This window comes from Peribacillus cavernae (assembly GCF_003989135.1).
GTDB lineage: Bacteria > Bacillota > Bacilli > Bacillales > DSM-1321 > Peribacillus > Peribacillus cavernae.
Genome location: NZ_RYZZ01000029.1, coordinates 25688 through 48186, shown reverse-complemented (window position 1 = coordinate 48186; position 22499 = coordinate 25688). Strand labels below are relative to the sequence as shown.

Annotated in this window: 20 protein-coding genes and 1 pseudogene; 16 read left to right on the top strand and 5 right to left on the bottom strand. The window is 41.4% G+C overall.

Going from position 1 to position 22499, the window contains the following annotated elements:
* Positions 1 to 49 precede the first annotated feature (49 nt).
* On the bottom strand, positions 50 to 307 hold the full coding sequence (locus ELQ35_RS16735; protein WP_126866225.1) for a YgaP family membrane protein: 258 nt from the start codon (positions 305 to 307) through the stop codon (positions 50 to 52).
* 173 nt (positions 308 to 480) lie between these two features.
* Between ELQ35_RS16735 and ELQ35_RS16730 the strand changes: the two genes are divergently transcribed.
* From ELQ35_RS16730 to pruA, 7 genes are all read left to right on the top strand, one after another.
* Positions 481 to 2223, top strand: coding sequence for an adenine deaminase C-terminal domain-containing protein (locus ELQ35_RS16730; RefSeq protein WP_126866223.1), 1743 nt, complete (start codon positions 481 to 483; stop codon positions 2221 to 2223).
* 106 nt (positions 2224 to 2329) lie between these two features.
* Complete coding sequence (locus ELQ35_RS16725; RefSeq protein WP_126866221.1) at positions 2330 to 2623, top strand: YerC/YecD family TrpR-related protein; 294 nt, start codon at positions 2330 to 2332, stop codon at positions 2621 to 2623.
* 406 nt (positions 2624 to 3029) lie between these two features.
* The gene (gene pcrB, locus ELQ35_RS16720) at positions 3030 to 3713 is read left to right on the top strand and encodes a heptaprenylglyceryl phosphate synthase (protein WP_126866219.1); all 684 of its coding nucleotides are present in this window, start codon (positions 3030 to 3032) and stop codon (positions 3711 to 3713) included.
* Between the two features lie 103 nt (positions 3714 to 3816).
* The gene (gene pcrA / locus ELQ35_RS16715) at positions 3817 to 6036 is read left to right on the top strand and encodes a DNA helicase PcrA (RefSeq protein WP_126866218.1); all 2220 of its coding nucleotides are present in this window, start codon (positions 3817 to 3819) and stop codon (positions 6034 to 6036) included.
* Between the two features lie 26 nt (positions 6037 to 6062).
* Positions 6063 to 8069 carry an NAD-dependent DNA ligase LigA gene (gene ligA, locus ELQ35_RS16710; RefSeq protein ID WP_126866217.1) on the top strand — a complete coding sequence of 669 codons (2007 nt, stop codon included), beginning with the start codon at positions 6063 to 6065 and terminating at the stop codon, positions 8067 to 8069.
* A 10-nt stretch (positions 8070 to 8079) separates the two neighbouring features.
* Positions 8080 to 9261, top strand: coding sequence for a CamS family sex pheromone protein (locus tag ELQ35_RS16705; RefSeq protein ID WP_126866215.1), 1182 nt, complete (start codon positions 8080 to 8082; stop codon positions 9259 to 9261).
* A gap of 94 nt (positions 9262 to 9355) precedes the next feature.
* Positions 9356 to 10903 (top strand): L-glutamate gamma-semialdehyde dehydrogenase, encoded by a 1548-nt coding sequence (pruA, locus tag ELQ35_RS16700; RefSeq protein WP_126866213.1) that lies wholly within the window; start codon positions 9356 to 9358, stop codon positions 10901 to 10903.
* 269 nt (positions 10904 to 11172) lie between these two features.
* Here the strand turns inward: pruA and ELQ35_RS16695 are convergent, their stop codons facing one another.
* Positions 11173 to 12465, bottom strand: a complete 1293-nt coding sequence (locus ELQ35_RS16695) for an ATP-binding protein (RefSeq protein ID WP_126866212.1) — start codon at positions 12463 to 12465, stop codon at positions 11173 to 11175.
* Positions 12466 to 12931: 466 nt separating this feature from the next.
* Here ELQ35_RS16695 and gatC point away from each other — a divergent pair, with 466 nt between their 5' ends.
* From gatC to ELQ35_RS16675, 4 genes are all read left to right on the top strand, one after another.
* On the top strand, positions 12932 to 13222 hold the full coding sequence (gene gatC, locus ELQ35_RS16690; RefSeq protein ID WP_126866210.1) for an Asp-tRNA(Asn)/Glu-tRNA(Gln) amidotransferase subunit GatC: 291 nt from the start codon (positions 12932 to 12934) through the stop codon (positions 13220 to 13222).
* 12 nt (positions 13223 to 13234) lie between these two features.
* Positions 13235 to 14692 (top strand): Asp-tRNA(Asn)/Glu-tRNA(Gln) amidotransferase subunit GatA, encoded by a 1458-nt coding sequence (gene gatA / locus ELQ35_RS16685; protein WP_126866208.1) that lies wholly within the window; start codon positions 13235 to 13237, stop codon positions 14690 to 14692.
* Between the two features lie 12 nt (positions 14693 to 14704).
* Positions 14705 to 16135, top strand: coding sequence for an Asp-tRNA(Asn)/Glu-tRNA(Gln) amidotransferase subunit GatB (gene gatB / locus ELQ35_RS16680; RefSeq protein ID WP_126866207.1), 1431 nt, complete (start codon positions 14705 to 14707; stop codon positions 16133 to 16135).
* Positions 16136 to 16399: 264 nt separating this feature from the next.
* Complete coding sequence (locus tag ELQ35_RS16675) at positions 16400 to 16723, top strand: hypothetical protein (protein WP_126866205.1); 324 nt, start codon at positions 16400 to 16402, stop codon at positions 16721 to 16723.
* Positions 16724 to 16974: 251 nt separating this feature from the next.
* Here the strand turns inward: ELQ35_RS16675 and ELQ35_RS16670 are convergent, their stop codons facing one another.
* A complete protein-coding gene (locus ELQ35_RS16670) occupies positions 16975 to 17400 on the bottom strand; it encodes a VOC family protein (RefSeq protein ID WP_126866203.1) in 426 nt (141 codons plus the stop codon).
* Positions 17401 to 17584: 184 nt separating this feature from the next.
* Here ELQ35_RS16670 and ELQ35_RS16665 point away from each other — a divergent pair, with 184 nt between their 5' ends.
* Complete coding sequence (locus tag ELQ35_RS16665; RefSeq protein WP_126866201.1) at positions 17585 to 18616, top strand: S66 family peptidase; 1032 nt, start codon at positions 17585 to 17587, stop codon at positions 18614 to 18616.
* Between the two features lie 27 nt (positions 18617 to 18643).
* Positions 18644 to 18889 (top strand): annotated as a pseudogene (locus tag ELQ35_RS23490) (VOC family protein); the annotation flags it as partial.
* A 454-nt stretch (positions 18890 to 19343) separates the two neighbouring features.
* Here the strand turns inward: ELQ35_RS23490 and ELQ35_RS16655 are convergent.
* On the bottom strand, positions 19344 to 19793 hold the full coding sequence (locus ELQ35_RS16655; RefSeq protein ID WP_126866199.1) for a GNAT family N-acetyltransferase: 450 nt from the start codon (positions 19791 to 19793) through the stop codon (positions 19344 to 19346).
* Between the two features lie 297 nt (positions 19794 to 20090).
* Between ELQ35_RS16655 and ELQ35_RS16650 the strand changes: the two genes are divergently transcribed.
* Both ELQ35_RS16650 and ELQ35_RS16645 read left to right on the top strand, forming a co-directional pair.
* The gene (locus tag ELQ35_RS16650) at positions 20091 to 20483 is read left to right on the top strand and encodes a thiol-disulfide oxidoreductase DCC family protein (protein ID WP_126866197.1); all 393 of its coding nucleotides are present in this window, start codon (positions 20091 to 20093) and stop codon (positions 20481 to 20483) included.
* Between the two features lie 30 nt (positions 20484 to 20513).
* The gene (locus tag ELQ35_RS16645; RefSeq protein ID WP_126866195.1) at positions 20514 to 20939 is read left to right on the top strand and encodes a DUF1731 domain-containing protein; all 426 of its coding nucleotides are present in this window, start codon (positions 20514 to 20516) and stop codon (positions 20937 to 20939) included.
* Between the two features lie 116 nt (positions 20940 to 21055).
* Here ELQ35_RS16645 and ELQ35_RS16640 read toward each other — a convergent pair whose 3' ends face one another.
* Positions 21056 to 21577 carry a hypothetical protein gene (locus ELQ35_RS16640; protein ID WP_126866193.1) on the bottom strand — a complete coding sequence of 174 codons (522 nt, stop codon included), beginning with the start codon at positions 21575 to 21577 and terminating at the stop codon, positions 21056 to 21058.
* A 350-nt stretch (positions 21578 to 21927) separates the two neighbouring features.
* On the opposite strand from ELQ35_RS16640, the gene ELQ35_RS16635 reads away from it, so the two are divergent.
* Positions 21928 to 22395 carry a GNAT family N-acetyltransferase gene (locus ELQ35_RS16635; RefSeq protein WP_126866191.1) on the top strand — a complete coding sequence of 156 codons (468 nt, stop codon included), beginning with the start codon at positions 21928 to 21930 and terminating at the stop codon, positions 22393 to 22395.
* The last annotated feature ends 104 nt before the right edge of the window (positions 22396 to 22499 follow it).

Sequence of the window (22499 nt, the reverse complement as noted above, 5' to 3'; positions counted from 1 at the left end):
ATGCTTGGATAAAGACATAATCCAAGCATTTTTATCTGCCAAAAAAGCGTTATGACTGCCGATCCGACTGCTTTTCATCCTGATTGTCAGAAACGTCACCTTTATTCATGCTCTCATATATGTCCGTTAATGGACAATAACGGAGAAACCCTTCGCCAATTTTCATTGCTGCCAACATCGCAACGAGTATGTAAGATTCCCGTCCTGGTTTCTTAACGAGTTTGGCCGTAGTCCATGCCAATAATGTGAATCCGCATATAATCCGGATCAAGGCGTTCACAATCCCGATATTTTGCTGTACTTTCATATAAATGGCCTCTTTCACAAAGTTGTAACAGAAAGTTTTAAAACTTTACTGTGTTAAACTGTTTAATATGTTACTATATAGAAAAACTTAATCGGATTCTTCCAGTCAATTGGTTAAATAAAGCGCTTACTACATGTTTGTAGATAAAATCAGAAACAAATGGGGTGATGTTCATGCTAGAACAACGATATAGATGGAAAAACAAGCATCTGCGTGAGCATACAGATGTGTTGGATGGCAATAGGGCACCACATATATTGCTTAAGGATGCAGTCTACTTAAATCAAGTGTTTAGAAAATGGATGAAAGCGAATATTTGGATTTACGACGATCGGATCGTCTATGTTGGAGAAAAACTTCCCGATAAACTTGACGGCTGTGAAATTGTTGATTGTAAAGAACAATATCTCGTTCCGGGTTACATCGAACCCCATTCCCATCCATCCCAATTATATAATCCCCTTTCTCTTTCTCATTATGCATCTAATTTTGGAACCACGACGTTAATCAATGATAACCTGGTCCTTTTTTTACAATTAGAAAAAAAGAAAGCGTTTTCTCTGCTGAGGGAGTTGCGAAACATTCCGGCCACGATGTATTGGTGGTGCCGATTTGATGCGCAAACGGAAATTCAGAATGAGGAAATGATTTTTTCACATGGTGAAGTAAAGTCATGGCTAGAGCATGATGCCGTCCTTCAGGGCGGAGAGCTGACAGGCTGGCCTCGGCTGCTGGCTGGCGATGATATGCTGCTTCACTGGATGCAGGAAGCGAAACGGATGAGAAAGCAAATTGAAGGGCATTTTCCAGGTGCCTCTGAAAAAACGCTGGCAAAAATGATGCTGTTCGGGGCCGATGCCGATCATGAAGCCATGACTGGCAAAGAAGTGATGTCACGCTTGATGCAGGGGTATACTGTATCGCTGCGCCATTCTTCAATCCGTCCTGATCTGCCTAAATTGCTGGATGAAATTCAGGAGCTGGGAATAGAGCATTTCGATAAATTCCTATTCACGACTGACGGCTCACCGCCTTCCTTTTATGAACAAGGATTAACCGACAACATGATTAGAATCGCAATCGAAAAAGGTATTCCGGTGATTGATGCCTATAATATGGCTACGATAAACATCGCCCGTTATTATAACATTGAATACCTTCACGGCAATATTGCCACAGGAAGAGTGGCCAATATCAATTTCCTGGAGGATAAGGAAAATCCGACACCTGTTTCTGTGCTTGCGAAAGGAAAATGGGTGAAGCGCAATGGAATCGAAAGTGCCGAATTTGCCAAAGTCAACTGGGATGAATATGATTTCAAACCTATGCAGCTTGACTGGGACATTGAAGCGAACGACTTGGAATTTTCGATGCCGTTTGGAATCGAAATGGTCAATGATGTCATAACGAAACCGTATTCGATTTCTTTTGATGTTTCATATGAGGAGCTATCCTTCAAGCATGATGAATGTTTTTTAATGATGGTGGATGCGAATGGAAAATGGAGAATCAATACGCTCCTTAAAGGTTTTGCCAATAAATTATGCGGGTTTGCCAGTTCCTATTCCCACACGGGAGATATCATCCTGATTGGCAAGCGGAAGGAAGATATGATCATTGCTTTCAATCGGCTAAAGGAAATTGGCGGCGGGATTGTTATGACCGAAAATGGGAACGTCATATACGAGCTCCCGTTAACGTTGAATGGTGTCATGTCAAGTGAGCCTGTCCGGGAACTGATACAGAAAGAAAATGAGATGAAAAACCTTCTTCAGGAAAGAGGCTATCCTTTTTCAGATCCGGTGTACAGTTTGTCTTTTTTTTCATCGACCCATCTGCCGTATATACGCGTTACTCAGGAAGGAATGTACGATGTCATGAATAAAACGGTACTCTTTCCTCCGATAATGCGTTAAAATATAAAAGAAAAGCACCAGATAATTCATATAGCTCTTAAAAAGAATATTGTAAGGGTGCCAGAGAGACTCTGAACATAATTAGGTCATAATAAGGAGTAATGCTATGCAAATTGATAAATTAAGAGGAAAAGAGCTTGACCAGTTGTTTCAAGCTGTTTTGTCTATAAAGGATTTAGATGAATGCTATCGCTTTTTCGACGATTTATGTACGGTAAATGAGATTCAGTCACTGGCGCAGCGGCTGGAAGTGGCACGAATGCTCCAGGAGGGGAAAACGTACCACAAAATCGAGACGGAGACTGGTGCCAGCACTGCAACGATTTCGCGGGTAAAACGTTGCCTGAACTATGGGAATGATGCCTATACAATGGCCCTTGATAGAATAAAAGAAGAGTAACCTCATTAGAATATCCAAAGCCGGGGACATAACCCCGGCTTTTCGCGTTTGTTGAATAAGAAAGTATAACTTTTTCAACTTGATTTCGTGTCTAGCGCAAGCAGTCTAGCCCCGACGCACAGGACGTGCTAGTGCCGGCGTTGCCACAGGACGTGGCGATCTTAGTCGGCCTCGAGGTCATAAGGCAAGCACAGCAAGAAGGAAAGAAGCCTTCTTTCTGTGCTTGCCTTATGCTTGCCGGACTTGCGCAGGATGCGCTGACGTCGACGTTCGCCACAGGACGTGGCGGTTCTTAGTCGACGGTCCTTTATACAAGGCGCTTGCGCTTTTCGGACATTCTTCTGTTTTTCTAAGAAATTTCTAAATGATATAATGGTGTAATGGAAAGCTAGAATGGAGGATTGTCATGTATGATTTTCGTGAGTGGAAGCATGCTTTCAAGCTCGATCCCAATAAAGATATAACGGATGAAGCACTTGAACGGATTTGTGAATCCGGAACAGATGCAATCATAGTCGGCGGGTCAGATGGAATCACTTTGGAAAATGTCCTGGGTCTGATGGCGCGGGTTCGAAGATTTTCCGTTCCTTGTATAATGGAGATTTCTTCGCTGGAAACGGTCACTCCCGGCTTTGACTTATATTTTATCCCGACAGTCTTAAACAGCACGGACCCGGATTGGATGATGAATTTACATCATCAGGCAGTTAAAGAATACGGTGAAATTATCAATTGGGATGAAATGATTGTCGAGGGCTATTGCATTATGAATCCAGACTGTAAAGCTGCAGCGCTGACGAAGGCAAATACTGCACTCGATGAAGGCGATGTCATGGCTTACGCAATCATGGCCGAGAAAATGTTTCATTTGCCTATTTTTTATCTTGAATACAGCGGGACGTACGGTGATCCCCGCTTAGTGGAAATGGTAAAGGAAAATCTGTCAGAAACGGTTCTCTTTTACGGCGGCGGCATTAAAACAGCTGAAAAGGCAAAGGAAATGGGGCAGTTTGCCGATGTGATCGTTGTGGGAAATATTGTATATGACGATTTGGCTATGGCGTTGAAAACCGTTTCAGCAGTAAAATAAATGTTTAACGAAGTTCATAGAGATCGATAAAAAAATTAATCAATCGTTTGATTAGTTGTAGTATACTATAAGAACGAATGTTTGCAAATAGGATGGTGTTTTCATGCAATACTTATCTGATAAATTAGTAAAAGGATTAAATGAGCAGCAGCAAAAGGCAGTGAAAGCAACGGACGGCCCGCTTTTGATCATGGCCGGTGCAGGGAGCGGTAAGACAAGAGTGCTTACCCACCGCATTGCTTACTTAATGGTAGAAAAAGAAGTGGCACCGTGGAATATCCTTGCGATCACTTTCACAAATAAAGCAGCGCGTGAAATGAAAGAAAGAGTACGCAACCTATTGGGAGGGGCATCTGAGGAAATTTGGATTTCAACCTTCCACTCCATGTGTGTCCGCATTTTACGAAGGGACATCGACCGGATTGGCTTTAGCCGGAATTTCTCTATCCTTGATACAACCGATCAGCAATCGGTTATTAAACAGATCTTAAAAGACAAAAATATCGATACAAAGAAGTTTGACTATCGGGCCATTTTAGGAACAATCAGCTCTGCCAAAAATGAATTGTTGGCTGCAGAGGATTACACGAAAGCAGCAGGGGGATATTATGAACAGACAGTGGCGGAGGTTTATGCTGAATATCAAAGACGTCTCCGCAAAAACCAGGCTCTAGACTTTGATGACTTGATCATGATAACAATCCAGTTGTTCCAAAGGGTGCCTGAGGTGCTTGAATATTATCAGCGCAAGTTTCAATATATCCATGTCGATGAGTACCAGGATACAAACCGCGCCCAGTACATGCTCGTAAAACAGCTGGCATCACGCTTTAGGAACCTGTGTGTCGTCGGCGATTCCGATCAGTCGATTTATCGCTGGAGAGGCGCTGATATAGCGAATATCCTTTCCTTTGAGAAGGATTATCCGAACGCCAATGTCATCTTCCTGGAACAAAACTACCGTTCGACAAAAAGGATTCTCCAGGCAGCCAACGAAGTGATCGATAAAAACCGAAACCGGAAGCCTAAAAACCTATGGACAGAAAATGCCGAAGGAAACAAAATTTTTTATTTACGGGCCGACAGCGAGCAGGGAGAGGCCCAGTTTGTAGCCGGAAAAATCAACGAGATGACGCGGGACGGCTCTCGGAAATTCTCTGATATCGCCATTCTCTACCGTACGAATGCACAATCGCGTGTAATGGAAGAAGTCCTGTTAAAATCCAATATCCAATATAGCATTGTCGGCGGCATCAAATTCTATGACCGGAAAGAAATCAAGGATATCCTTGCGTATCTGCGCCTGATTGCAAACCCGGATGATGATATTTCCCTGCGCCGTGTCATTAATATGCCAAAACGCGGTGTCGGTGCGACCTCTCTTGATAAGATTGGCGACTATGGGCTGATGAATGATTTGTCGATGTTCCAGGCGCTTCAGGAAATTGAGCAGATTGGGCTTAGCCCGAAGATTTCGAAAGCGGTCAGGGAGTTCCGCGACTTAATTCACGGTTACACGCAAATGCAGGAATATTTATCGGTAACCGAGCTTGTCGAGGAAGTGCTCGGGAAAGCGGGGTACCGGGAAATGCTTGAAGCGGAAAAGTCGCTCGAGTCACAAAGCAGACTAGAGAATATAGATGAATTTTTATCCGTGACGAAAAGCTTCGAAGATAAAAGTGATGATAAATCATTGGTAGCTTTCTTAACGGATCTGGCACTGGTTGCCGATATCGACCAATTAGGCGATACAGAGGAAACTCAGGATTCTGTTACATTGATGACCCTTCACTCAGCAAAAGGGCTTGAATTTCCGATTGTCTTTTTGCTAGGACTTGAAGAGGGTATTTTCCCTCATAGCCGCTCGCTTATAGATGAGGAAGAAATGGAAGAAGAACGCCGCCTCGCTTATGTGGGCATCACAAGGGCTGAAACCGAGCTGTATCTTACCAATGCCCAAATGCGCACACTGTATGGCCGGACGAACATGAACCCGGTGTCCCGTTTTATTTCAGAAATCCCTGAGGACATTCTCGAGGATCTTTTGCCTAAGAAAAAGGGCCCTGCTTTTATGTCATCATCAAGTTCTTCCAGGGGAATGCAGCAGCGCACCCCTTCCCGTACTGTTACAGCTCCTTCGACATCAGGCGGGGAAGAAATCGGCTGGCGTGTAGGAGATAAAGCGTCGCACAAAAAGTGGGGAGTCGGAACAGTTGTCAGCGTGAAGGGTGAAGGAGAAGGAAAAGAATTGGACATTGCTTTCCCAAGCCCAACCGGCATTAAGCGTCTGCTTGCAAAGTTTGCGCCGATTGAAAAGGCGTGAGCAACACTTAGGAAAGGATAGAAGTCATGGACGTAAAAACGGCTGAAAAGCATGTGAAAGATTTGCAAAACATTTTAAATCAATACAGCTATGACTATTATGTATTGGATAAACCGTCTGTCACGGATGCTGAATATGATAAGCTTTTGAGAGAACTGATTGAATATGAAGAACAATTTCCTGAGCTTCGGTCTCCCGATTCTCCTACACAGCGTGTCGGCGGAGCGATCTTGGAAATGTTTAAAAAAGTAGAGCACCGCAGTCCAATGTTAAGTCTAGGGAATGCTTTCAATGAAGAGGGTTTGCGTGACTTTGACCGGAAAGTCCGCCAAGCAGTGGGAGACAGTTTTTCCTATGTCTGCGAATTGAAGATTGACGGGCTTGCTGTGACGCTTTTGTATGAAGATGGGTTATTACGACAGGGGGCAACGCGCGGTGACGGAACGATCGGGGAAGATATTACAGAAAACCTCAAAACGATAAAATCAATTCCGTTAAAAATAACCGATCCAATTACGATTGAAGTACGCGGTGAAGCGTTGATGTCGAAAAAATCGTTTGAAGCGCTAAACCAGGCGAAAGCGGAACGCGGCGAAGAGCCGTTCGCGAATCCACGTAACGCGGCAGCGGGCTCCTTACGCCAGCTTGACCCGAAATTGGCAGCTAAGAGAAATCTTGATATTTTCTTATACGCCATAGCCGACCTCGGCGAGACAGGAGTAACATCGCATAGTGAAGGCCTGGATTTGCTCGACCATCTCGGCTTCAAAACCAATAAAGAACGAAAAAAATGCGCAAATATCGAGGAAGTGATAGCATATGTGGAAGGATGGGTAGAAAAACGCCCAAACCTTGCGTATGATATCGACGGAATCGTCATTAAAGTCGATTCCCTCGAGCAGCAGCAAGAGCTTGGAACCACTGCAAAAAGCCCGCGCTGGTCTATTGCGTATAAGTTTCCGGCTGAAGAAGTCGTTACTACCCTTCGCGATATCGAATTAAGTGTAGGCCGAACCGGTGTGGTGACGCCAACTGCGATTTTGGAACCAGTAAGAGTTGCCGGCACGACCGTTCAGCGGGCCTCGCTTCATAATGAAGATTTAATCAGAGAAAAAGATATAAAAATCGGCGATCAGGTTGTCGTCAAAAAAGCAGGCGATATCATCCCAGAAGTCGTAAATGTACTCGCTGAACGCAGGACTGGACAGGAAGTGGAATTTCATATGCCCACTCACTGTCCTGAATGTGAGAGCGAGCTTGTCCGCCTTGATGAAGAAGTGGCGCTTCGCTGCATCAATCCAAAATGTCCGGCACAGATCCGTGAAGGGATGATTCATTTTGTGTCACGTAATGCGATGAACATTGACGGACTTGGAGAGAAAGTGATCAGCCAATTATTCAGTGAACATTTAATTAAGGATGTTGCTGATATTTATAAATTAACCTACGAACAGTTGATTAGCCTGGAGCGGATGGGAGAGAAATCCGTCAACAATCTCTTGCAGGCAATTAAAGCTTCTAAATCCAATTCATTGGAAAGATTGCTATTTGGACTTGGAATCCGCCATGTAGGCTCAAAGGCAGCCAAAACCCTTGCTCAAGAATTCGATACGATGGAAGCATTGGGAAAGGCCGCACAAGAAGATTTAACAGCAGTGAATGAAATTGGGGAAAAAATGGCCGACTCGGTCGTCACTTTCTTTGACAGCGAGGAAGTCCAGGAGTTGATCAAAGAGCTGGCTGCGGCCGGAGTGAACCAAGTGTATACAGGGGCAAAGCCAGTTATTATTGAGAATTCTGATTCGTTTTTTGCAGGAAAAACAGTCGTGTTGACCGGAAAATTGGAACAGCTGACGCGCAATGTGGCAATAGAAAAGCTTGAAACAATGGGAGCGAATGTAGCAGGCAGTGTCTCAAAGAAAACTGATCTAGTTATTGCTGGCATTGAGGCAGGTTCTAAGCTAACAAAAGCGCAGAGTCTGGATATTGAAGTATGGGACGAGGAGAGACTGATTCGAGAATTAGAGAAATAAGAGGTGAACCATGAAAAAATCCTCCTTTATCGGGCTGATTCTGTTACTTCTTCTTGCTGGCTGTGCGCCAAAATTCGAGAAGCAGCAGGAAATAGTTCCGGATACAGCTGAATCAAAGAATAAATCAGAGGAGAAAGCGGTGATTATTCCGAATTACAATATTTCAGACAAATATTATCGGACATTCCTGCCGTTTAAGCCGGCGAAAGCAAGGGGCCTCGTAGTATCCAATTTGAATACCCGTTATGATATTGAAGAATTCGAGACAGGCCTCATGCGGATTGCCCAGAACCAATTTGATCCTGATCAATATTTATTTCAGGAAGGACAGAATCTGGACAAAGAAACGGTCAACCTCTGGCTGAATCGCAAATTCACAAAGGAACAATTAAAGGATGAAGGCCTGAAGTCAACTGAAAATATCGGGCTCAATCCCTTAGATTCCGGTAAAGGTGACCTGGACACCCGAAATCAAGAAAACCCCATCTATTTAGCCCATATCCTTGAGCATGATTATTTGTTAAAGGATAAAAATAACAAGGTGCGGCTTGGCGGTGTTGTTATCGGTCTCGCACTTAATTCTGTCAACTATTATCAAAAAAAGGAATTCGGGGCCACCTACAGCAATGATGTTAAAAAACGTGAACAAGAAGGCAGGAAAATCGCTGCGGAAGTATTGCAGAGATTAAGGAAAATGGACAATTTAAAACAAGTTCCGATTACAATTGCCCTATTTGAACAAAAACAAAGATCTTCCGTCGTACCAGGGAATTTTATCTCTTATACGAATGTTGACGAGGGAAGCAGTAAAATCGATAAATGGGAAGAAGTGAACGAAAGGTATTACGTATTCCCTGCCGACGATAAAACGAAAAGTAAATTTCGTGCAGATGTGAATGCCTTTGATAACTTTAAGCAGGATGTCGAAAAGTACTTTCCCAACTTCAATGGTGTAATTGGCCGCGCATTCTATGTCGATGATCAATTACAGGAGCTGGACATGAATATCCCTATCCAATTCTATGGTAAATCTGAAGCGGTAGGCTTCACTCAATATGTGACCGGTCTGGTCATGCAGCACTTCCAAGCGCATATATCAGTACAGGTATCGATCACCTCCGTTAATGGCCCGGAAGCACTGATTGTCCGCAAAGCTAATCAGGATGAGCCGTTCGTCCATATTTATCACTGATCTGTTTTTGTATTTACATGTTTGAACACTTAGATAGTATCATGTAAAATAATAGTAGACTGATAATTTCGAGTTTACATTGGAGGGGATTTATTTGGTACAAACATACAAGCATGAACCGTTCACTGACTTCTCTCAGGAAACTAACAAAACTGATTATCTAACAGGTCTTAAGACAGTTAAAGCATATTTGGGACAAGATTATGATTTAGTTATCGGTGGCGAGCGCATTTCCACAGAAGATAAGATTATTTCCTATAACCCAGCCAATAAAGAAGAAGTAATCGGCCGTGTATCCAAGGCAGACCGCGAATTGGCCGAAAAGGCAATGAAAGCCGCTGATGAAGCTTTTACTACATGGAAGAAGGTCAAAGCTGAAGTCCGTGCGGATGTACTATTTAAGGCAGCAGCGATCATCCGCCGCCGCAAGCATGAATTCTCTGCCCTTTTAACAAAAGAAGCAGGCAAGCCATGGAATGAGGCAGATGCGGATACTGCTGAAGCCATTGACTTCATGGAATTCTATGCTCGCCAAATGCTTCTATTAAAAGACGGGGTTCCTGTTCAAAGCAGGCCGAATGAAGATAACCGCTATGACTATATCCCGCTTGGTGTAGGGATTATCATTTCTCCATGGAACTTCCCGTTTGCGATCATGGCCGGGACAACCGTGGCAGCGATCGTAACAGGCAACACGGTCCTCTTAAAACCTGCCTCGACGACTCCTGTAGTCGCGGCTAAGTTTGTCGAAGTCATGGAGGAAGCAGGCCTTCCTAAAGGAGTACTTAACTTCGTGCCCGGAAGCGGTGCTGAAGTGGGGGATTATCTGGTTGACCATCCGCGCACCCGTTTCGTATCATTCACCGGTTCCCGCGAGGTCGGTACGCGTATTTTCGAACGCGCTTCCAAGGTAAATGAGGGCCAAATTTGGTTAAAACGAGTCATTGCGGAAATGGGCGGCAAAGACACAATCGTCGTTGATAAAGAGGCTGATCTGGAGCTGGCAGCTCAATCGATTGTGAAATCAGCATTCAGCTTCTCCGGGCAAAAATGTTCAGCATGTTCCCGTGCTGTTATCGTAGAAGATGTCTATGACCAGGTGTTGAACCGTGCCGTCGAATTGACAAAGGAACTGACCGTCGGAAACCCGGAAGATAAAAATAACTTCACGGGTCCGGTAATCGACCAGAACGCCTTCAAAAAAATCATCGAATATATTGAAATCGGCAAAGAAGAAGGCAGGCTGATGGTAGGTGGAGAAGGCGATGATTCCACTGGTTATTTTGTAAAGCCAACTATTATTGCTGACCTCGAGCCGAAAGCGCGCCTAATGCAGGAAGAAATATTCGGACCGGTTGTTGCATTTTCAAAAGCAAAAGATTTCGATCAAGCGATTGAAATCGCCAACAACACCGACTATGGCTTAACAGGGGCTGTCATTACTAGCAACCGTACCAACATGGAGAAGGCGCGTGAAGACTTTCATGTCGGCAACCTTTACTTCAACCGCGGCTGCACAGGCGCTATCGTAGGCTATCAGCCATTTGGCGGTTTCAATATGTCTGGAACTGACTCCAAAGCAGGCGGACCAGATTACCTTGTGCTTCATATGCAGGGTAAGACAACTTCGGAGATGTACTAAGAAAGTCACAGCCTTCCCGCCTGGTGTGGGGAGGTTTTTATTTAAGAAAATCGTGATAAAAACAACAATAAATTTATTTGATTTTCTTGTCCAACCAACCATGAAAAAATGGAAAAAGATTAAACAGAACCAGCCATAAAAAGAGGAATAATCCACCTTATGCCGACAAGCTTAAGGGTTATTTAGTATTGTGCTGATTATTGGATTGGTATCATTATTTATACATCTGGTTAATTCCGGTATATAACAAACCGATAAGGGAGGCTTTATTATTTCTCTATATATCGGGGAAGGATTACTTCAAATGTGGTTCCTATACCAGATTCACTGGTAATATGAATCTTTCCATTATGACTCTCAATAATTTTAAAACAAATGGTTAATCCCAACCCTGTTCCTTTTTCTTTAGAGGTATAAAATGGCTGGCCGATCATGTTCAATATATCTTTGGGGATTCCGGCACCATTATCCTTAATATAAACCGACACAAATTCCTTGTCCTCAGCGTAATAAATTTGTATATTTCCTCCGGTATCAATGGCCTCGATAGCATTTTTGATAATATTAATAAAAACTTGTTTTAAACGGTTTTCTTCCCCGAAAACCCATATTGGCCTTGAAGAAGCATGTAATTCAAGTTCTATGCTTTTCATATTGGCTTCGGTACGTATAAGGGCTACGACATGATCAATCGCTTTAGCCAGATCGAATTTAGTAAAAGACAAGATTTGCGGTTTTGACAGTACGAGCATTTCGCTCAAAACAAGTTCTATTCTCTCAATTTCCGAAAAAACCACATCGATATATTCTTCATTAAGCTGTTTATGTTCCTTTAATAATTGAATAAAGCCAGATATAGAGGTTAACGGGTTTCGTACTTCGTGTGCAATTGCGGCCGACATTTGAGTGACAACCGCCATTTTTTCTGATTGTATGGACAGGTTTTCATTTAACTCAAGAAGTTCCCGCTCTGATGTTATCCAGTCCATAATGTCAGTTAATGTTCCAACCGAAGAGTCGAAATGGCCCTCAACATCGTATGAAAGCTTTGCATTGAGTTCTAACCAAATAAAACCGCCATCTTTTTTACGAAAACGAACTTCTTCTTTTACTGCTATTGTTTTTTTCGCAAAGTGGGTTAATGCTTGTTGGGTTATTAAGGACCTGTCTTCTGGATAGACATATAAGAAAATATTATTGTCTAAACTTTCTTTGATAGTAAAACCGGTCAGTGTTTCCCAGGCAGGATTGAGCAATGTGAAGTTTCCGTGTCTATCTATTTGAAAGACCGTTTCATTCAGGTTATCAAACACATAGCTGGTTGATTCGGACAGTTTTTTATATTTTTCTTCGCTGAGTGATAAGTTGGTTAGCAGGAGCTTGGATTTATCATAGTATGATGACAGCCACCAGACGAGTGCAGCAATAAATATCGTATAAATGATATCCATCGGAAGATTGATTGGATAGTTATAATAACCGTAATAAATGCTGTTCCACAAAATAACAGCACCAACAAATATACTAGTGGAAATGATTCTGCCTTTATATTTTTCCAACATATTAACATCACATCCTGGTTATCATTACTATTAATATACATGAAAAATGAAAGGGGTGTATACAGATTAATGGTATAGCTTGATGATGAAAGTTGTGACTTTACTATTGGTGATTTTAATACATTGTTGAAACTAACTAATAGTTTCATATTGGTTATATTCGTTTCTTTACAAATGGTCTTTCTCATTATTTCCTGGACAATATTTGCGGTATTTCCGATAAATAAGTGGAATTTCAGCAAATTGTTACTGGATATTTCGACAATCGGTAGTAAGAGAAAGAAACAGTATTGCCTGGGGGATGACTGTTGCTTTAGAACTGAAAAGTCTGATATGATTTATATATTGTTTTTTAGACTAACCACTATCATTGGTAAATGGAAGAATACGAAATGATGGCTTATCGATTCAGAAGTTAAGCCGCTTTTTCTAACAGTTTGGGCTTTTCTATATGGAGGTGAAAAGAGTGTCGCGTATTTCGATGGATCAGGTCAAGCATGTGGCTCATTTAGCACGGCTTGGGATTACCGAGGAAGAAACTGAAATGTTCACAAGACAGCTTGATCAAATTATTTCATTTGCAGAGCAGCTGAATGAACTTAATACAGACAATGTAGAACCGACTTCTCATGTCCTGGACATGAAGAATGTCATGAGAGAGGATATTTCGAAACAGGGGCTTCCGATTGAAGAGGTATTAAAAAATGCGCCGGACAGCAAGGATGGGCAAATCCGCGTTCCATCGATTTTGGATTAAGGAGGGAAATAGATGTCGCTGTTTGAACATAAGGTTTCAGAGCTTCATGAACTTTTACATAAGAAGGAACTTTCCGTTACCGACCTTGTCAATGAATCGTATGAACGGATCGGTCAGGTAGAGGACAAGGTGAAATCGTTTCTGACATTAAATGAAGAAAAAGCAAGAATCCAGGCCAAAGAATTGGATGACAAACTTGCAAAAGGAGAAGACAACGGGATCTTGTTCGGAGCGCCGATCGGTGTGAAGGATAACATCGTAACGAAGAATCTTCGTACGACAGCTGGAAGTAAGATTCTCGAAAACTTTGACCCCATCTATGATGCTACCGTTGTCCAGAAGCTGCAGCAGGCAAAGACTGTCACCATCGGTAAGTTAAACATGGATGAATTTGCGATGGGCTCCTCCAATGAAAACTCGGCTTACCAAAACACACGAAACCCTTGGAACCTTGAATATGTTCCAGGAGGTTCTTCAGGTGGTTCAGCAGCATCCGTCGCAGCCGGGGAAGTTTTGTTTTCGCTTGGCTCAGATACAGGAGGTTCCATCCGCCAGCCCGCAGCCTATTGCGGTGTGGTCGGCTTAAAGCCGACATACGGCCGTGTCTCCCGCTTCGGGTTAATTGCATTTGCGTCTTCACTTGACCAAATAGGACCGATTACGAGAACAGTCGAAGACAATGCCTATCTGCTTGAAGCAATTTCCGGGATTGATCCTATGGATTCCACTTCAGCAAATGTGAACGTGCCCAGTTTTGTGAATTCTTTAACAGGGGACATTAAAGGCCTGAAAATTGCTGTACCAAAAGAATACCTTGGCGAAGGTGTCGGGGAAGAAGCGAAAAAATCGGTGCTCGAAGCGTTAAAGGTGCTCGAAAAGCTCGGTGCAACATGGGAAGAGGTATCACTGCCGCATTCTAAATACGCACTAGCTACATATTACTTGCTTTCTTCCTCTGAAGCATCAGCAAACCTTTCCCGCTTTGATGGGGTTCGTTACGGCTACCGTGCCGACAATGCTGCCAATTTGATAGATATGTACAAGCAAACGCGTTCTGAAGGCTTTGGCGATGAAGTAAAACGCCGTATTATGCTTGGAACCTTTTCATTAAGTTCTGGATACTATGATGCTTATTACAAAAAAGCTCAGAAGGTCCGTACACTGATTAAAAAAGACTTTGAAGATGTGTTTCATAAATATGATGTAATCGTTGGGCCGACATCCCCTACGCCTGCTTTTAAAATCGGTGAAAAAACAAGCGATCCTTTAACAATGTATGCGAACGATATTTTGACGATTCCGGTGAACCTTGCCGGTGTTCCGGGGATTTCCGTGCCATGCGGCTTCGCGAACGGTCTTCCGCTTGGCTTGCAGATTATCGGCAAACATTTTGATGAAAGCACGATTTACCGCACTGCGCATGCATTTGAGCAGGCAACAGATTTTCATAAATTAAAACCGCAGCTGTAAGGGGTGAAAAAGATGAACTTTGAAACGGTTATTGGCCTTGAAGTACATGTGGAGCTTAAAACAGATTCGAAAATTTTCTCGGCAAGCCCGAATCATTTTGGGGCAGCGCCCAATACAAATACCACAGTAGTTGACCTCGGTTACCCGGGTGTACTGCCGGTATTAAACCGAAAAACCGTTGATTTCGCGATGAAGGCTGCGATGGCGTTAAACTGCGAAATCGCAACTGAAACGAAATTTGACCGGAAAAACTATTTTTATCCGGATAATCCGAAGGCTTACCAAATTTCGCAATTTGACAAACCAATTGGCGAACACGGCTGGATTGAAATAGAAGTAAACGGCAACAAAAAGAAGATCGGTATTACGCGCATCCATATGGAAGAAGATGCAGGCAAGCTGACCCATACAGGGGACGGCTACTCGCTGTGTGACTATAACCGCCAGGGAACGCCGTTGGTTGAAATTGTTTCCGAGCCTGATATCTCCTCTCCGGAAGAGGCATATGCCTACCTGGAAAAACTAAAATCGATTATCCAGTATACCGGGGTTTCTGATTGTAAGATGGAAGAAGGTTCATTGAGATGTGACGCGAATATCTCGCTTCGTCCGGCTGGTCAAAAAGAATTCGGTACAAAGACAGAGCTTAAGAACTTGAACTCCTTCAATTTTGTCCGTAAAGGGCTTGAGTATGAAGAAAAACGCCAGGAAGAAGTGTTGAGTGCAGTTGGGGTGATTGAACAGGAAACACGCCGTTTCGATGAGTCAACCGGAAAGACGTTGCTAATGCGCGTGAAAGAAGGATCTGATGATTATCGCTATTTCCCTGAGCCTGATCTTCTCGATCTTTATATTGATGAAGAATGGAAAGCACGTATCCACGCAGAAATCCCTGAGCTTCCCGATGAACGGAAGAAACGCTATATGGAAGAACTCGGCCTTTCAGCGTATGATGCAGCCGTATTAACGGTTACAAAAGAAACAGCCGATTTCTTTGAGGCTACAGTTGAAAAAGATGCAGATGCCAAACAGGCATCTAACTGGATCATGGGGGAGCTTTCCGCCTATTTAAATGCCGAGGGAAAAGAACTGCATGAAGTGGCCCTAACACCAGAAGGACTGGCAGGGATGATCAAGCTAATAGAAAATGGCACAATCTCATCGAAAATCGCCAAGCAAGTCTTTAAAGAATTAATTGAAAATGGCGGAGATCCCGAGACAATCGTAAAGGAAAGAGGCCTAGTCCAGATTTCGGATGAAGGCGCCCTAAAGAAGATTGTCGGTGAAGCATTAGACAATAATCCGCAGTCTATAGACGATTTTAAAAATGGAAAACAAAAAGCAATTGGCTTCCTTGTCGGCCAGATCATGAAAGCGACAAAAGGACAGGCCAATCCGCCGCTTGTAAACAAGATCCTGCTTGAAGAAATTCAAAAACGATAAAATAAGCCGTATCGCTATAAGCGGTACGGCTTTTGCATACCTGCCGTTTCTTGTGGACAAACTGGCAGACGGTTATCAATTAATGATCGAAGCGTTTGAAGAATCTTGCTTTAGGCATTTAGTTTTTAACAAAGTGGTATATAATTTCCTTTTTCCGTAAATATTTTTCGAATTTGTAGAATTAGATTATCTTTACGTTTAACAAACCGTTTACATACCTTATTTAGGGGAATAATAGGAATACATATTAGGGAGGGACTTAAAATGGCAAAATCAAAAAATAGTTTATTAGGCATTGCAGCTTTGGGAACGGCAGCGTATTTATTTCGAAATAAGAGCTCGCGTGACAAAGTTATGAATAAGATTCAATCTTTAGTTACACCTGAAAGACGTGAAAAGATTATGGATCAGGTTCGAACATTTACAGGAACAAACAGCTCTACAGAAAAATATACACCACAAAACAACAATGAAAAGGAACCCAACAGTCAAGCACTGTCCACGGCTGATACGATGGATCAGCAGACCCACAAATTCCTGGAACCGGATAAAAAAGATGAAGTTACTGAAGTAAAAGTAACAAAATAAAAAAAGGCTATACCACTTTTTAAGTGGTATAGCCTTTTCAATATCCGGTAAATTAAATGTAGGCCGCAGAATGATAATTATGGCATGATCCAAATCGTTTCTGTAAGTCCATCAAGCAGAAGTATCGAAAGTCCCGCTAATTAGCTATTATAGTGATTACTTTTACATACTTATCCAACATTTAAGGGAATGTAATTTGATTGGAGAGTTATGCTATGGACAACATTCATCAAACATAAAAACTGATCCTTTTACAGATCAGTTTGCTCCGGATAATCACAATATTCAATAATTGTACCTTCTGTATCAGCCGGGTTCAAATAAATTAAGCGTCTGCCATGCTTGTTTATTCTCAAAGATCCTTCTAATATACGAATACCTTGCATCTGAAGTTCCTCCAATGCTTTATTTAGATCATCGACTCGATAGGCAATATGGTGGACACCTTTGCCTTTTTGCTTGATAAATCTTGCAATTGGTGACGTGGTATTGTTTGTTGGTGCCAACAGTTCAATTCTGTCTCTGCCTACTTCCAGGATCGCCACTTCACTTTCCACACCACTTACATCGCTTTTATAACGGTCTATCAGTTTACCCATTAGAATACTTTCATAAAAACGAATACTGCTTTCTAAATCGCGGACAGCAATGCCGATATGATCCATTTTTTTATCCATATAATCCTCCTGGTTTCATTGTTATATTAAAGGAATTATACAATACTAACTGGGGTAACGTCTGGAAATGAGGATTTACAATGGCTAAGAAAGAAAGTAAGTTTAAAGGTCGGTTAAAGAAATATCAAGGAAATCATGGTAATTAAGTGAATTATATAGATATAAAAATAAGGTAGGTGTTCATATGTTAATAAAACCAAGGAAATTACAGCCAGGAGATATTGTTGCGACAGTAAGTCCTTCATGGGGTGGGGCAGGTGATCCTGAGCTTAGATGGCGTTATGAGCAAGGTGTAAAGAGATTAAAAGAAGTTTTTGGTCTTAAGGTTGTCCCAATGCCGAATAGTTTGAATGGTGGAGACTACCTTTATAAGAATCCACAAGCCCGTGCGGAAGATTTGATGACGGCATTTAAAGATAAGAGTATTAAAGGAATCTTTGCGAATATTGGTGGAGATGATAGTATTCGTTTACTTCCTTATATTGATTTTGATGTAATACATGAGAACCCCAAAGTTTTTGTGGGCTATTCAGATGTGACGATTTCACATTTGTTTTGCCATAAAGCAGGTATCTCATCTTTTTACGGTCCAGCGATTTTAGTGGATTTTGCAGAAAATGTTGAGATGGATACATATACAATTGAAATGGTGAAGCGAACGTTCTTTTCAAATGAAGTTATCGGTGAAATTAAACCAGCTAAAGAATGGACGAGTGAGTATTTGGATTGGGATGAAGCGAATAAGAACCAACGACGTACGATGCAGCAGAATTCGGGTTGTGAAGTACTTCAAGGCTCAGGTGTCGTACAAGGACGTTTGATTGGTGGTTGTATTGAAGTGCTAGAGTTCGCGAAAGGAACAGAAATTTGGCCTGATAAGAAATATTGGGAAGATAGCATTCTTTTCTTTGAAACCTCTGAAGAAAAGCCAAAACCAGAGCTTATAAAATATTGGTTGCGGAATTATGCAGCACAAGGCATTCTGCAAAAAGCGAATGGAATCATTTTCGGCAAACCACTAGACGAGAAGTACTACGAGGAATATAAAGAAGAAATTCGCAAAGTCATGAAGGAATATGATTTGGAAGATTTGCCGATTCTTTATGACTTGAATTTTGGTCATACCGAACCGAAGTTTATTTTGCCGTATGGCGCTATAGCAGAAATTGATTGTAGTAATGGAACTTTCTTTATTTTAGAAAGTGGAGTGGAATAGAATACTTATAAATTTATAAAGAATGCCAAAGATATCGCACATGATGCAAAGATTAATCAGACCGTATCAAGTCCTACCGAATTTACTACTGGTCACAATGTAGGAAGTAAAGAAGAAGTTGACAAGGTAATGGAACAGGCAAAGAAGGCTGGTGCTAATATAACAGACCCGCCTCATGACACTTTTTGGGGTGGATACTCTGGCTACTTCCAAGACCCAGATGGCCATTTGTGGGAAGTTGTCTGGAATCCACAATGGGAAATAAATGAATAGATACCAAATGAACTGCATCCTTGGTTTTACGAAAGGAATCTTTTCTTAATTAATGTCTAAACGATCGGGAGCAAGAGTGGAACAAAGAAGATATAGAGGAAAAGGTTTGTACGAAAAGAATTAGATAGAGCAAATGATTTGCGAAAAGAAGGCAAGCAAAAAGAATCTAACGAAATACTTTTAAAATTGGTAAAAGAGTTTCCTGATGATCCATACATTAACTACCAATGTGCTTGAAGTTTTGATGTATTAGGAGAAGAATCAAAAGCAGTACCTTTTTATGAACTCCTTTTTTTATGCAGCCACAAGCTTCTTCAGAACCCGAAAAGCGTTGATGGATCAACGAGGTATAAAATCCTGCATAAACGATAAATGGTGATAAGCTGAAACCCCTTGAGCGCCAAAGGGTATTGTTATTCGGAAGGTTCCGAAACATTAATTAAAAATATGTGGTTTAACTTTGTACTAAATTTAGAGCATAGTTCAAGAATGATGAATCTACTTTATATCCATTCTTTTCATATAGCCTTTGGGCGTCATTATTATCTGGAGCGGTTTGAAGCTCTAATGATTTTGCTCCTGTGCTTAGGGCATATTCTTTGGCTTTTTCTAAAAGCTTTTGAGCGACACCTTTCCTTCTTGCTTCTTCATGCACGTATAAATCATTTAATATCCATGTTCTTTTCATCGAAACAGATGAGAAGGAAGGATATAGTTGAGTAAACCCCAAATATTCACCTTGATCCACGGTGACAAATATAACAGACTCTTGATTTTTCAAGCGTTCAGAGATAAAAAGCTCGACCCCATTTAGATCAGATGGTTGTTTATAGAACATGCGATACAAATTAAATAAGTTAGAAACCTCTTTTAGATCTGACAATGTTGCTTGATATACTTCCATACCTATTCTCCCTCTTTATTATGAATTGTCCACTAGTAACCCAAAGGATCTAGTGGAAAAAGTTTATCAAACTATTCTCTACAATTATAACTAAATTTACTATATAAGTTGAAATAAACATTTCCTATTTCGGTTAAAGTCATTACGTTGCGTAAGGTTCAAGTCTAAAATTTTGATTATTCTCGTTGTTAAGATGTGAAGCAATCAAATAAATCTTCAAATGATAAAATTAGATATACAATAATGATAGAACATATGATATAAGGTAGTTATTCTCATATACTGAGGTGAGGAAAAATGGACAGCATTGTCTTATTCGATGGAATATGTAACCTCTGTAACAGCAGTGTACAATTTATTTTAAAAAGGGATCCTGTTGCTCACTTTAAGTTTGGTTCGCTCCAGAGTGATTTGGGGCAAGAAACAATTGAGCGGTATCGATTATCTAAGAAGTTGAACAGCATTGTTTTGATAGAAAATGATAAAAGTTATACAAAATCCACGGCTGTATTGAGAATCTGTAAAAACCTGAAAGGGGCTTGGAAACTTGTATCCATCCTGCGAATCATACCAAGACCGATACGGGATTTCTTTTACGATATTATTGCTAAGAATCGCTATAAGTGGTTTGGAAAGCAAGATAGCTGTATGTTACCTTCCCCTGAATTCAAGGAAAGATTTATCGATTAATAGATAGGGAGATAGGGAGGATTTCATTTTATGGGTAAAAAGGTCGTATTGGCTGGCGGTTCAGGTTTCCTAGGTCAATCAGTGGCTGAGTTTCTGGCTGCTCACGGGTATGAAGTGGTTATCCTTACAAGAGGGAAATCCAGCATGGAAGACAGAATTAAGTATATACACTGGGATGCTGTTCAAATAAATGATTGGGTAAGTGAGCTGGAAGGCTGTTATGCTGTTAATCCTGTCACCAATAAACAATTCATGGCAACGTTACGAAAAGCAATGGGAAAAAGCTGGAATCCTCCGGCACCGGCTCCGTTCGTTTGGTTGGGGGCTTATTTACTAATGAAGACGGAACCAAGTCTGGCTCTCACTGGCCGGAATTGTCTACCTGAAAAACTGCTGGATAGCGGCTTTACTTTTCATTATTCAGATTTGGAAACGACCTTAAAGGAGCTTGTCTAAAGCGCTTAGAAAAAGCCTTGGCAGCTTCCAAGGCTAAGTAAGTCCTTATTAATAATAATGGGTGCGGATGAAAGGGGATCCATTCAAATGCACACTGACACATTGATGTGCAATCGTTATTTGGCGGGTTCAAGTAACGTTGTAGGCAAATACCCTTCTTTACCCGAATCCGTCATTTTAACCCTGGTTCGGCGGACATCTCTTTCAATTACTTCTACTTCGCTGTCCTTGTTAATAGCCGATACCTGCTTTTCCTTTTCTATTTTTTCAACACCTTTTAAATCATTTACTTCTATTAGTTGATATAATTCATCGTAAGCTTCAGGATTTAATGCCAGATAGGCATCTTTTTTGACGGTGGCTTTATCACCTTTTTGAAGGGTGTTTTCTTTTATCTTCTGGTCACCCTCCTTATAGATATCCTTCATGTTTTGAACGATTACCGGGGTTTCTTTTTTCGCTGTATCAGAAAGCTGCTTAACTTCTTCCTTCACTTGTCCTGTAGCTTCTTCCGCCTTTTGTTCGACCTGCTTAGCAGCTTGCTCCGTATCCTTTGATATTTCTTCATTGCTGCATCCAGTAAAAAGGAGCACACTCAAACCAAGAGAAAGAGAAACAAGATTCGTAGATAGGCCCATTTGTTAACCTCCTTGCCTTTATATACTTAAAATTACCACGAGAGTCAGAAAATAAACCAAAGAATAAAAAGGATGAAAAGGTCAAAGGCATATTAAAATAATGATAAAGCCTATCATGTAGATTAAAGTAAGTTCTCATTAGGCCAGCTATATGATTAGAAAGGAAATAAGGCGGGTGATGCAATTGCCAGTTACTGAAACAACTGCCTACTATTCTCCTATTTGTTATAGGAATGATTTTGACTATTTTTTGATGGGTGAGAAGGCGGAAATAAGTGAAATCGGCACATCTCGTAAACCGAAATAAAATAAAGACTCTTCAAGCTTATTAAGTGGAAAGGTGAGAATAAATGATCAAGGTGGCAGCTGAAAAAGATATTCATATCATGCATCAACTAATGCTGGAGGCTTTCGAGGAATATCGAACTCTTGAATTTCCTTCAAGCGCCCTGAATGAAACTGTATCCTTGATTCTTAATTCGGTTAGGAACGATTCGGAACAGGCAATTATTCACTTTGAGGAGGACATTCCAATAGGTTCTGCAAGATTCAAAATGGAGGATCATTACCTCTACTTTTCACGTGTCTCAGTTCCTTCACATGCAAGGGGGCAAGGGGTTGCGAAGTCGATGTTAATCTGGCTGGAAAATCATGCTAAACAAGATAACAAAAATGAAATGCGATGCAAAGTCCGGGTATCCCTTCCGAAAAATATTCAATTATACCGATCATTTGGCTACAGTGTAATCAAGGAAGAAATCGTAACCAACCCGAATGGTTTTCCTGTTAAAACTGCAATTATGGGAAAACCGCTATAAGCAGTTCTAAAAATAAACCGCATGGATCTCAAACGATCCATGCGGTTTATTTTTCAAGTTTAGACTTGTTATGATTCAATTTAATCAAACGTTTGATTAACTAA